Genomic DNA, 14,026 nt, shown 5'->3' with positions numbered 1-14,026 from the left:
TAATCATATAAATATTTATTATTTGTATAAAACAAAGGCACCTTTAAAATGAAGGTGCCTTTGTTACTTTCAGTCATTTATTTTACAAGTCTTTTATAAGCGTCGTTATAAATTTTTGTTACTTCTTTGCTTCCTAAAGATTCTGCTTTTTTAACCCATTCGTCCCATGATGCATCAGCAAGGATATACTTAACAGCAAATTCCGAACCTGCTTTCTGTAAATTAACAAGATATTCGCTTCTTAGTTCTTTTTCTTCGTTTGTAAATATAAGTTCAGGGTCAAGCGGTTCAACGTGTTTTTCATCCTGCATATATTCCTGAGCTTCTTTAAGCTGAGGCGCAAAGTTAAAATAACAGCTTCTTCTGTCAAACGATAAGTACATTCCCTGTGTAAACATACCGTATTTTTGTTCCAAATCGGTCATTGTAGGAGTTTCATCAAATCCGATATATTTTGCCATTCCGTTTTCGTCTAATGTATAAGTTTCACCTTCAATACCCATTGTCATAAGTTCTTTACCAAAAGGTGATAAGCAGAAGTCAAGAAGTTTAAATGCTACTTCTTCTCTCTTTTCATCCTGCTTTTTAACATATCTTCCCCAGCAAAGCTGATTTGCTTCAATATAAGTCTGCTTTGGTCCTACAGGGTTTGCAAATCTTAAATCGTACTCAGGAACTGTTTCTAAAGTCTGTTCTTTAAATAATGTCATTCTGTCTATCCAGTCAAAAGTAACGAACGCTTTGTCTTTCTGTGTCATCTTCTGAGTCCATGCAGACTGAGTTGCTGTTAAAAATTCAGGGTCAAGTAAACCTTCATCATATAACTTTTTCATAAAGTCAAGCATTTCTTTATATTTTGGGTCAGTATCCGCATATTTCCATACTTTTTGCTCTTCGTCAAAATATGGTTCATGTGCTTTTATTCCCCAACCTGGTGCCCATTTTGCAAAAATCTGACTTGTGTTTTTAGAAACGAACGGAACTGAAGAAGGATAAAGTTCCTTTAGTTTTTTAAGTGCCTGATAAAATTCTTCAGGATTATTCCACATTTTTATTCCATGTTTATCAAATATGTCTTTACGATATAAAAACGCGTGGTTTATATCACGGTTATAATCATATCCGTAGTATGGATATACTTTACCATCAGGAGCAGTACGGGAATCAAATATCCAGTTATTGTCTTTATTGTCAACAAAAGTTTTCTTGAAGTTAGGAAGTTTGTCGATATAATCTTCCACTGCCGCAAACGCACCCTGCATTGCTAAATCATCCATTGTTCCTTCGCCGTAACTGCTTGTTATATCAGGAAGATTTCCGCCTGCGATTAAAGTTTTCATCTTTTCATTGGCTGTAGATGACTGCATAACAAGAAGTTGAACATCAACTCCCGTTATACCTCTTAATTTTTGCATAAACCAACTGTCATTGATGCCGGTTTCCTGCGATATAATCTGCCACTCAATAGTCATTGGTTCTTTTGTAAGAGGCACTTTAAGCCCACCTGTATCGCCTACTTTGATGTTCGGATCATATACTTCGTTTGCAATGGTTTGCCCACCTGTGCATCCGACAAGTAAGCCTGATACCATAACGAGTCCCAATAGTAAACATAATGTTTTTCTCATTTTTTTCATCCTTTCTTTTAGTTAATTATTATACCTTTTGCTATAATTTCATTATATTTATTTATATATTTAAGTAAAAGACATTGAAGAAAAATTTATAGACAAGTTTTTACTTATTTTCAGCCATATAAATGCCTATATCTTTCAAGTTAAATTCACGGGGAGAATCGGGATAGGTTTTATCTTCGCGGACCCATGCCCATTCCCACTTAAACCAATCTGTTTTGTCCACCTTTTTGCCGTCGAGTTCTTTTTTTCTATCTTCAATCCACTTTTTCCATCTTGCAATATAAAAATCTTTGGTAAGCCCTCCCCACTGACGATTTGAATAATCGTGAAGGCCGCCTGTTTCCGATTGATTGTATGCCCCCCAGGTAGTGACAAGTGCCTTAGCATTCATTAAGTAGCGCATACGGGTAAAATCATCGCATCCTTTGGAAAGATTTAATGCGTCATTTATCCACTTTCCGAAAAGATAGTGTTCACTTTGAGAAGCAGTATCATCTGTAATTTCTGCAATTTTTATAAACTGATCGGATTTTTGGCAAAACTCTTTTAAGTTTTTATTAAAAAACGCTTCGCTCATTTGCTTATGTAAATCCTGAAGTTTATTAGACAAAACCTGAAGTGCAAGAGATATTACATCATATCTGTATCCCTCTGTGTCTTTTAAATTATCATATTCTTTTAAGAACAGTAAAAGCGCATTTGAAAGTTCATTCTTATCATAACTTATTACAGAATTTCCCCATGTAGAAGCCGCATTGACAGAGAGTGCAGGTCGGGCATTCAAGATACTTTCGGGAGCACCCTGTCCTAACATATTTAAAGAAGATTTATACACCGTACTAAGTAGTATTTCCCATGCTTTTATTATATTGTGAGAATAAGAGGCATATCTTCTTAAAGAATACTCATAAATCCAGCTTTTCATATCGCCGACATTGTTACCAAAATCGCAATTCTCAACCCAGACTGCCTCGAAAAGATATTCATAAAGTACAGGATTATTAAAACTCGCCTCAGGCGTTATTCCAATGCCTGCAATAGATTTACACTTATTAAAAAGGCGCGGAATATCACGTTCTATATTGTCAAGATGTCCGTAAAGTCCAAGTCTGCCGCCAAAATTATTAAGCATACAGTAAATCCACGGTGTATGATTAAACTCCTCTTCGTATCCGAAAGAACTATTGGATGCACAGCCTTTATTGTAATTTGGCTGTTTTTCGGCATACAAATCAAGGATAACGGCATGGTTTTTCCCGACTTTCTCTATCCCTCTTAAAAGTTCCGATGTCGGATTATTCTGCCAGGACTGAACCACCCACACAGCATCGGAAACTTCTGATATCATAGCAGAAAGCACATTTTCGGCAATTTCGCAAGGTTTCATATCGAGAGTTATACCCCCTTCATGAAACGGGTCGGCAGCAAAGAAATTACTTACGTCACCATACACCTCACGCTGAGCCTTATAGAATTTTTTTGCATATTCCATAAAACAGGGCGAAGTGGTTTCAAGCATATCAGGTCTTTGAAATGAACACCATGTCCCCTGAGGAATTACTGAAATATTTTCATCGTATTTTTTAATATCGCAAGGAACCATACCGCTATACCCCTGAAGAATAGGTTTCATACCCAGTTTACGCATAATAAGATGGTTTTTCCTTGCAAGTTCGGTTTGTTTTTCAAACCAATTGTCGTAAACAGGCCCGCCAAAACCATACAGATTTGACATATATGCCCAGGCATAATAGCCTGGTCCTGCAATAAATTTTTTAATTTCGTTATGGCTGTATCCTATTTCTTTTAAAAATCTTCGCCATACTTCTTCTTGTGCAGTAAGGTCTAAAACAAGATTGACTCCGTTTAAAGCAAGCCAGTCAAGTTCTTTTCGCCACTTTTTTTCATCCCAGAATGACATAGAATAAGATAAGGTGCAATAATTATAAGCATAACGATATTTTGCTTTTGTTTCTCTATGAATTTTATCTTTGGGAAATACAGGTTTTTCGGGCATTTTGTTCTGAATTGCCGTCTGCGATATATTGACCTTCAAAAAATATTTAAGATAGTAGTTAAGCCCCGCTGCGAGCGAAACACCATTATTTGCCTTTATATGTATTTTATCTTTTTTTGAACTGATATCAAAATAATCATATTCATAAAAAGAGTCAATTTCAAAAGAAAACCATTCGGTATATTTACTTCCAAGATTTCTTTCTATAATAGAATATACTTCGCAAATAGTGTCATTATCGGTTATTTCGCAGTTATATATACTCTCTTCAAAAGTTTCCACGTATGGTTCTGAAGAAAAAACCATTTCTCTGCCGCTTTCTTTTCCTGTATATTTAATTTCGCTTTCACACACTTCGCAAGATGCAGAATTATATTCGGTAAAAAGACGAACTATTCTTGCTTCCTTCCCGTTAAGACAGTAGGTTTCCCCTTCTTCGGGGCAAGTTTTTTCAGATGTTTTCCTTGCAACTAAATCAAAATCTTTGCCGTTTATACTTGTAAATAAGGAATATTCGCTATACCCTTCTCCCTTTGTAAAAACAGTAATCGTATCCAGATAATAGTTTTTCCCTAAATCGTAATCGGTATATACGGGATAACATCTTGATAAATCAACATCTTTTGCAATATAAAGTTCTATCTCTTTTACTGAAACATTTTCATCAGATAATGTTATATATAAATCCGATACGGAGGCAGGACTGTTGGGCACAAATTCCAAAACGGAATTTGCCTTTCCACAAGCAGTGGCAAACCAGATTAAGTCAGTGGTTACCCTGTTTTGCGCATAATGAATATCTGCATCTACCACCTTGTCAAAATCGCCGCTTTCTAAAGTGAGTGCAATTTTACTTATAGTGTAATTTGTGGTAAGATGAGCAACCTTTTTCCCGCTTTCATCCGTAATATTTTTTATAATAATAGTTTCCAAAAAAACAACTCCTTACTTCTAAAAACAAATTTACCACAAGCACATCTTAAAGTCAAACATACTTTTTATTGATATTTTGTAATCGGAACTTTGCTAAATTAATAAAATAAGAACCTCACGAAAAACTATCGAACTAAAAGTTCGAGTTTTTCGGAGAACCTTGTTGTGTTAATTCACAATAAAGAGGCAAACATTTTTTAACATTGTTATAATAATGTTTGCCTCCCTTCCTTGCGAATTTTCGCAATTATGTAAGATACTTATTTTATATACGCCGCTTTATGCTTATCATGAGATATAACTATCGGTTCATTGGCAATAAATCGGACTGCGAACTTTTCATTTTCAGGTATTCCTTTAATATTAAGAGAATGCCAGTTGAAATACGCCGAATTTACATTTACGTCATTTGCATCTGTTATGCATATTTTCTTAAATGATTTTGCAGGTATTTTAATTTCAATATTTGTAATTAAATCTTTCGCGTTTTCAAAGTACAGTTCTGCTGATACAGTATTTTCAAAAACAGTCATATTAAGGAATGTAAAATTAAAATCTTCAGCATTTTTTGTATCAAGGTCCGTAAAAACCCATACTGTACTGCCCGATGATTTATATCCATCAAGAAAGTTATTTTTAATTTGATTTTTCTTATAATTTTCAGGATAATAAGGAAGGATTATCGTCCTTGTTTCATCACCTGTAATAAGTTCATCAATATCAGCATTTAACATAAGATGCCTTGTTCCTTTTTTATATAAACAAAATTTAACATAAGCATTATAATCGGATACAGGTAAAAAACATACACTCGGTTTTATATAATTATAACATATAATCTGTTCTTCCTCTTTTCCGCATCCGAAACCATGATGAGGAACCTGAAGTATATCCGATTTAAGTTTTTCTCCATACTTTGCACTAAGCTTTGAATCGGAAAAAGATGCATCACCCGTCCACAAAATTTCCTGTCCTGCAAGAGTCATTTTAAACACCAAAGAATGTGAATTTGTATTAGTGGTAAAATAATACATATCATCAACGGTTGATAAGAATTCGCACACAGCATCTCCTATTTTATAGCATTGTCCCGTATGCGGAATATAGGTTTTTATCTTAAATTCTTCAACTATATCAAGCATAATCGAGATATGATGAGACTCAGATGAATCTTCAAACGAATACTCCCCTTTTATATCAGGTTTTCTGTCTGTAAAATATTCTTCCAGCATATCTTTATGTTCTTTAAAATTAAAAAGCATTTTCTCAACAGTAACATACAAGCCATACTTTCTCATAAACACATTAAAACATCTGTAATGATCGATATGTTCGTGTGTCATAATCCAGGCAGCAATAACAGGCTTTTCATCTTCTGAGTTTTCTTTTATATAATTATAAAGTTTATCCGCGTCCGGTTCTAAATCCCATCCTCCGTCTATAATTATAAAGCGGGAATCGGTAAGCCTTATCGCATAAGACATTCCAAAATCCTCTAACCCTATCTGAGTTACCGAAGGAGTGGTAACTTGCCCTTTGTACTCATCTAAGTAATTAAAGTAATTGCAGTTTTCTTCAAATACAATGCTTAGTTCTTTTATATTTTCAAAATAATTAAGGAACACGCACAGCTTATCTTTTTCATAAGATGAGTAACTGTGAGTACCGTTTTTTCGCTGCTCTTTAAGAGTAAATCCTTCTTTTTTTAAATTCGCACAATAGAGATTATACTCTTCAAAATGAGTGCCTGTACAATTTATTACAATATGATTTTCCTTGATTACATTTTCATATACGTTTTTGCAATCAGGATAAGGAAATCCGGCGTTCATTATTTTCCCTCCGATTTATAAGTAACACTGTTTTTTTATTAATATTATTTGAATATAACAAGAATCTGAGATGATCTTGAAATAGTCTGAACAATACCTCTGTCCTGAGGAAGAATATCACCTGCAGAGCCTAAGCGCACACTTACATTTGACGGAGTTTTCTTAACAATTACAATTGTAAGAGCAGAAAGAAGATGTGCTTCTAAAATTGAACTGTCCTTAGTATCCTGCAAGAATACATACTGACCGTCAATATCGGTTACTATTCTTTCGTAAACTCTGTTAAGAGTAGCATAGTTTCCGCCTGAACTACCGTGCCATATACCCTTATCATACTTATAATATGTAACGAATTTTATAATTTTTCCGTTAGCGTCAGTTCTGTATTTTATAATGTCACCAACTTTGATATCCGAAAGTGAATATGTGCCATCGCCTAATGCTTCTTCTGTAATAGTATAAAATTCAGCCTCTATACCGCCACCGGATCTACCCTTATACACCTTAAATTTTATGGTATCTTCGCCATCTTCGGTAACACCATTTGAAACAGAATATACTGCCCCTATATTGTCATGACCTTCAAAGACAGCATTTGCCTTTGATTCTCTTGAAATTAAAACGGAGGCTACAACATCTTTTACGCTGTTGGTATATCCCTCAACCACATACTCCTTGTCATCCGTATATATACTTGCGGTTGTAATCTGGAAATCTTTTTCTTCAGCGTTTTCGATATCTAAAGGAATTATCATAACAGGTGTTGCACCTGTAACATAGATTTCAAAATTAAACTGTTTAGCACTTCCGCCGAAAGTTCTTTCCTTACTTTCATACTTAGCACAAAAACCGTCTGTTCCCAGATTATTAAGTTCTTCTTTTGTGCGTGCAGTATTAAGTTTAACGATTTTTCCTTCATCATTTACAGAATAATTTATAATCTGATGATAGCTTTCCCCTGCATTTATTGCAGTTTTAAATTTTTGTTCGTTAACATCTGAAATACGTGTTCCGTTTACTGTAACGTTTTTATTAAGTTCAAGATTTTCCATTTTACCGTTAATGGTATAAAGTTTAAGGTAAACCTTTGTTTCATCGGGTGACGGTGTTCTTTCCACTGCTCTTATCATATATGCAATGGTATTGTCAGTTCCCGCACTCATTTCAGCGTCTGCCACTCTGCCGTTGCTGTCAAGATAAAGTACATAATCTTTACTTAAAGAAATATTTACATTTCCTTTTGCAAAATAATTAAGTTTATATTCTTCATCACCAATTAAAAATTCGTCATCATCAATTATTCCTGTTACTTTTCCTGTAACTTTAGTACTTGATACATAACATTCAACTACTGAAGAGCCTTCGGCAAGAAGCAATATATCATCTCTTTTTATATCGGAAAAAGTAAGGTTATTGTTACCCGAATCTTTTATAATATATTGTTTTGAACTATTGCCAAAATCCACTCTTGTAAGAGGATTATGCTTATCGGTTATAAGCATATTTTCGCTATCTACAACACCGACTCTTATTGACTGATAACTTGTTATAATAACAATATCATAACCGCTTGTAACACCTGAACTTATAAGTTTAATCTTACCAAGTTTAAAGTTACTAAAAAGGTTGTCACTGTATATAACATTGTCGCCGTTTAAAATATAATCGGCACTCTGAGAAATTCTTACATCTGCCACTTTATCGTTATCTATATATTTTAAGGTGTTATTTGAAAAAGAAATTTCATTCTCTTCAGTAAGTTCAAGCACTTTTGTTTTGTTATCTTTTACATAGATAAGAGTTTTTTCATTTTCATCTTCTCTGTCAAACGAATAAAGATAACTTACATTATACCCTAAATAATTTTTTTGTAAACCGTCTGTAACTTTAAGTTCCTCACCGTTTATAATAACTCTTCCTTCGCTTGCCAAAGGAGAAACACCAAGTTTTGCCGTATCGGTAGCGGTAAATAATCCCTTACCTCTTCTCATTCTTAATTTTTCAGATAAAAGGGTGTTATCATTATCAATTTCGTACTTGTAATTGTCACTTATACTGATATTTTTAGCATAAGGAACATCTAAAACGTTATTTATCATTCTTGCAATTTCTTCACGGTAAATATAGTCAGAAAGGCTGATTTGAAGCCCGTCTAAAATACCAAGTTCCGAACCTGTTATCTCATATCCGTCAGGATATCCGCCTTTTGATAACGCAAGAAAATCATAACCTGCAAGGCTTACTAAAACTTTAAGTGCTTCACTTCCTGTAATACATTCGTCAGGCTTAAAAGTTCCGTCTGTATAACCTTGCATATATTTTCTTCCTGAAGCATAGAAAATATATTTAAGTGCCCAGTGGTCAGAGTCAACATCGGAAAACCCCATAGAAGCACTTGTACCGATATCCATATCCATACCGTCAATTTTACATATAATTTTAGCAAACTCTGCTCTTGTAAGACATTCGTCAGGCTTGAAATTGCCATTTTCGTCTCCCGACATAATTCCTATAGCATATAATTCTTCTATATCGCTTATATAGTTACTGTCAGAAATATCTTTATAGGAATATGCATAAGTAAGCGGAGAAAAAGACATAAGCATAGAAAATGCCAGAATTAAAGATAGTAATTTTTTCATTTTTTTCTCCTCCTTTATTTATTTACATAATCTAAAAAGTTTTTAATAAGAACTGCTGCTTCGGCACGTGTAAGAAGATTCTGAGGTTTGAAAGTTCCGTCAGAAAATCCGTTTATTATTCCGTATTCAGAAAGCATCTCAACGCCTCTTACCGCATAGTCAGATATATCTTTATGATCGGTAAAAGTTTTTGTTATATTGAAGATGGCAGGAGTTTTATCGTTAATCTGCATCATTCTGTATAGGATAACTGCAGTATCCTGTCTTGTTATATAATCGTTTGCACCAAATTCAGTATCGCTTTTACCTACTACATAACCTTTATTGTAGGCTGAAGCAACGTAAGAGTTAGCCCAGTGATTCTGAAGGTCATAAAAAGCGGTTGTTGCCGTACTGTCATATTCGCCAAATGCCATAACAAGCATTTTAACGATTTCCGATCTTGTGATATTATTCATAGGAGCAAAGACTCCTTCTGCCTGTCCGCTTACAATTTTTTCAGAGTAAAGGTAGTTTATTGCATCCTTTGCCCATGGAACGGAAGCAAGGTCATTAAGTCCTGATGAAATAGAAGTTTCTCCCGATATTTCAGGATACTTAGGAGGGTCTGCAGAAACAACGGTTCCGCCGCCTCCGCCGCTTCCGCCAGGGATAACAGGAGGTAAAAATCCTACCTGACCTTGTGAAATGTTATTTGGATTTGCAATGGCATAATTAAGTTTTTCGATAAGCTTAGAAATGGTATTTATGTTATTTTTTTCGTTTAAAATATATAAAAGAACTTTGTCTTTAATTGTATCGTTAAGCGCTGAAACCTGTGTTTCTATTCCCATTTCAGTTTTATAATCATCAAGTATATCATAGATATTTAAATAAGAAGTTACTTCTTTAATACCTGTTAAGATAACCGATTCAAAAAATCTGTCATTTATTTTTGAAACATCCTGATAGGTTTGTTTATTCATAAGGTTATATACTATGTTCTTTTTTGTTTCGTCAAAACTGTTAAACAAGGTTGCAACTGACATATTATTAAGATGAAGATACTTATCTTCATAGTAGGAAAGCGCTTTTTTTGCACTGTCAGCACTTGAACCGTAAGTAAGTGAATTAATAAGAGTATAACGGTTAAATGTTTCGTAGATATTTTCCGCATCAAAGGAAGTACCGACTTCTAAAATCATATCGGCTATAACCTTTTGCTTATTCTGATATACTATATCGTTAAAAACATAAGTATCAAAAGCAAGTTCTTTATTATTTGCAATAATTTCATCGACAACTTCTTTTGGTGTTATCCCATTACTATTAAGTTTTCCGATTAAAATATTGATTGCGTCAAAAGAAGGTACATACATACTTCCGTCCAGCACTTCTTTTTGCCCTGTAACAGTAAACTTATAATCCTTTCCCATACCTTCAAACTGCTCAATTATCTTTACAGAGCCGTCATCATTTACTGTTCCTGACTGGGTAAACAGTTCATAATCAGTTAAATTCATAGTGTCTTCACTAAGAGTTTTGTCAAAACCTTTTATAAGAAGCGGTTCATTTTTCTTGTAATCGCTTAAATTACCTGTTACAACAATATATTGTGTTGGCTGACCGTTTTCAATTTTTCTTTCCACTACTATTGTAAGCCCTGCCGCACCGACAACAAACTGCGCAGCAAAGGAAAGAATAATAGTAAGAAAGATTACTCTTTTTATAATATTTTTCATACTTCATACCTCCTGTTAATTAAATCTTATCGCTTTTCCATATACAACATTTTCTATACCGTTTTGATTATATTTAACATATGTTCTTAAATAACATTCTTTTTCTAATATTCCGATTTTATCTATAAGTTCTATTCCGAACTGACCAAGCCTTGTTAAAGATGTTTTACTTGGAAAATCTCTTGCCCCTTCATATTCTAAAGTAACATCTTCGCTTTCCCCGTAAACTACACCATAGCCTGTTATATTAAAGCCTTTGTCAAGCAATGAACGGGAGAATACAACAACCGTGTTATCTTCTTTAAAATAGGTTGGAGCGGTTTCTATATGAGGATTATCAGCCTCTGAAACGCTGTCAAATAAACTAAAACTTACATCGGTATAATCATCTTTTACTCTTTCTATGGTGTAAGTTCCCGCTACACCGTAAAAATCAAGTACATTTGCACCCTTTGAAACGTTATATGTTTTTTCTTCTTTTCCTTGTGATACTTTCCATGTACCTTCTTTTAATCCTAAAATTGTAACTTCCTTATTTTCACTGTTATCTATTGTGATTTCAAACTTTCCATCATAAAGAGTATCGGATTTTGAGAAAAATGCCGTTTTATCCCTGATACCTGCCCCGTAGAAAAGTTCGGTATCATAAAGTTTTATATCAAGTTCAGGAATACTGTCGTTATCATCATTTACATACATTACATTTAAGAAATAATCGGTTTTGTTTTTATCCTCAGGTGATATTTCCACTCTGTAACGTCCGCTTTCGTCATAGGTATAACTTTTAGGAACTGCATAATAGTTTGTATCACCAACCATAAATGCCTTTTTAAGTGTTCCGTCCCCGACTGTTTCATATACTGCATTTTTGGGAAGAAGGGTAAGATTGGTTAACTTTCCTCCCCCGCTGTTTGAAAACGAAGTTTTATTATCTGTTATATCAGGCTTCTTTTGTGAATGTAAGAGCCATGTCTTTTTAAAGTCTTCGCTTTCTGATGTAATCTTATCAAATACTATAAGCGCTCCCGGATAAGTATCGTCAAAGAAATTATAGAATAGAAAACTTCTCTTATAATCGGTTACCTTATCTGAATACCAGTTAGTCAAATCACCTTTTAAATATGTGTACTGAGGCTTATTAAGGTCAGGACCTATAGAGTAGGAAATTACCTCGCCCTGTTTACCCGGGTCAGATGTATAATCCTTTGCCGTCATATCGCTTGAATAGGAATAAAGAGGGGTCTGACCGCCGTCATTTGTGGTACCGTATTTGCCAAAACTGGTTTCCGAAGGGTCATATACAAGCATTGAATTGTGGGCAACCGTTCTTTTATGGTAGTTATAATCGTGAAGGCTTCCAAATTCTAAGTTGGTTACCTTGTTGCCGTTTTCGTCCGTCCAGGAAGCACTCTGATACATTCCCGAGTCAAGTGCAAGCGCACCTTTATAATATATGTAGAAATGCCCTGCGTCAAGATGCTGATGGCTTTGGTAATATATTTCGGGAGTTTTAAAAGATACTACTAAATCATCGGAATCTTTTTCTCTTTCCCAGCCCGTTCTTGCAGTAACTGCACCCAGATCAGGTCCGCCGTAAACCGATAAAGGTAAATCGGAAATTGGCTTTCTTATAATATCGGGATTATTAAGCGCAAGATAAATCATATTTGAAAAATTGTCAAGTGTTCCGTGTTCTATTGTGTCAATATCCGGCATCTGTTCAAAAAAGTACTGCTTTAAATAAGAATCTTCAAATAAGTTTGCCGTAAAAAATGCAAGAGTTTTATCATCTGCCTTTGCGGGACTGCTGTATGAATCGCCGTCATGAAGTCTTCCGCCATCGGGGCGTTTTCTTATAATCTGCTGATATGCCATAAGATGTTGCTTTTCGCTTATGATTTCAGGATGCCCCATAGCAGAAAGAAGCATATTTAAGTAAACCTCATGTTCAAATCTTGCTACACCGTAGTCATCTCCCATTCTGTGCATCATATTTTCTTTTTCATAGTGATGATTAACAACGGGAACATATTCTTCTAAAACTCTTCCCATAACAAGATTATATATATCGGGATATTCGTCTGCTACTGCTATTGCAAAAGCAAGCATATCCTTAATTACAAAATTTTCAAAACCCTGACCGTTATCAAAGGCTGACATTTTAACAGGCGGCCATCCGCACATAAGCTGTTCTGCCTGGGATATAATTGCCATTACCATATCTTCTTTTTTATCATCGGTAAAATAATCAGAATCATGGCACCAGTCATATACCAAAGAGGCAGTAAATATGCACATTCCTCTTCCTGCCGCTTCAATAGGCGCTCCCTTTACATGAGAGTTATATTTTAAGGTTTTCATAAAGTTAGTCATAATATCAATTGCTTTTTTTGCATTATCTTCATTTTTGGTAAGAAGATATAAAAGAGCATTTGCCTCTGCGCAGTCAAGGGCTTTAACGCTGTAATTTCCCGAATGAGTAGAAGCTGGCTCGGGAAGTATTCCCGTTTCCGATCTTTTAGCGTCTGAAAGAAGTTTATTGTATGCCTTTATATTTTCCTCGTGGGTTAAATTTTTACTTATTTCGGTAAGTCTTTCCTCATTAATTAAAACTCTCGGACGAGTAGATGAAGGCTTAATCTCAGGCACAGGATAAATCATTGATAATCCGTTATTTACACTAAGAGGCTGACCTTTATACTGTTCGTTGTCAACAGGGTAATAAAGTTTGCTGTTTGTTATTATAATCTTATCAAGATAAAAACTTGCCTGCCTTGAAGAAAAAGCAATAGTGTTTTCGGAAAATTCGTTAATCTCGGCATTTCCTAAATATGCCCAGGAATATTCATTAGCCTTATACGGCATACTGTATACACTTTTGTATGCTTCGCCGTTTACCGAATATTTAACCGAGCCTTTACCCTTAATTCTTACAAATATTTTATATGTGCCGCCAACATCAAACCACTCTTTAAACTTAAGAGGCATCTCAGTTGGTGACTGACTGGCATCCTGATAAGTATTAAGGGTTTTAAGAGCATAATTCCCTGAGGCATCATAATCTATTGCGGTTTTCTTAAAAGCACCTGTAACCGAAGTGTCTAACAATCCGGCTTCTGCCTCAAAGGCATACCAATATTCCCCGCTTTCTTCAGCATATCCTGTCATTGGGATTAAACTTATTACCATTGTTATTAAAATAAATATTGATAAAATCTTTTTCATAATTTCAGCCCCTCTTTTT

The 14,026-nt window shown here is 34.7% G+C and carries 6 protein-coding genes; all 6 read right to left on the bottom strand.

Annotation, left to right across the window (positions count from 1 at the left end; all coding sequences use genetic code 11):
• Positions 1-77: 77 nt before the first annotated feature.
• The 6 genes from E7419_00100 to E7419_00075 all read right to left on the bottom strand — a co-directional run bounded on the left by E7419_00100 (position 78) and on the right by E7419_00075 (position 14,007).
• Positions 78-1,637 carry an extracellular solute-binding protein gene (locus tag E7419_00100; GenBank protein ID MBE7013590.1) on the bottom strand — a complete coding sequence of 520 codons (1,560 nt, stop codon included), beginning with the start codon at positions 1,635-1,637 and terminating at the stop codon, positions 78-80.
• 100 nt (positions 1,638-1,737) lie between these two features.
• Complete coding sequence (locus tag E7419_00095; protein ID MBE7013589.1) at positions 1,738-4,587, bottom strand: alpha-N-acetylglucosaminidase; 2,850 nt, start codon at positions 4,585-4,587, stop codon at positions 1,738-1,740.
• 260 nt (positions 4,588-4,847) lie between these two features.
• Positions 4,848-6,419, bottom strand: coding sequence for an MBL fold metallo-hydrolase (locus E7419_00090; GenBank protein MBE7013588.1), 1,572 nt, complete (start codon positions 6,417-6,419; stop codon positions 4,848-4,850).
• Between the two features lie 44 nt (positions 6,420-6,463).
• On the bottom strand, positions 6,464-9,061 hold the full coding sequence (locus E7419_00085; GenBank protein MBE7013587.1) for an S-layer homology domain-containing protein: 2,598 nt from the start codon (positions 9,059-9,061) through the stop codon (positions 6,464-6,466).
• Between the two features lie 14 nt (positions 9,062-9,075).
• Positions 9,076-10,782, bottom strand: coding sequence for an S-layer homology domain-containing protein (locus E7419_00080; protein ID MBE7013586.1), 1,707 nt, complete (start codon positions 10,780-10,782; stop codon positions 9,076-9,078).
• Between the two features lie 15 nt (positions 10,783-10,797).
• Positions 10,798-14,007 carry a hypothetical protein gene (locus E7419_00075; protein ID MBE7013585.1) on the bottom strand — a complete coding sequence of 1,070 codons (3,210 nt, stop codon included), beginning with the start codon at positions 14,005-14,007 and terminating at the stop codon, positions 10,798-10,800.
• Between the last annotated feature and the right edge of the window lie 19 nt (positions 14,008-14,026).

The organism is Oscillospiraceae bacterium (assembly GCA_015068525.1).
Taxonomy (GTDB): domain Bacteria; phylum Bacillota; class Clostridia; order UMGS1840; family HGM11507; genus SIG450.
This window is presented reverse-complemented; position numbering and strand designations above follow the sequence as displayed.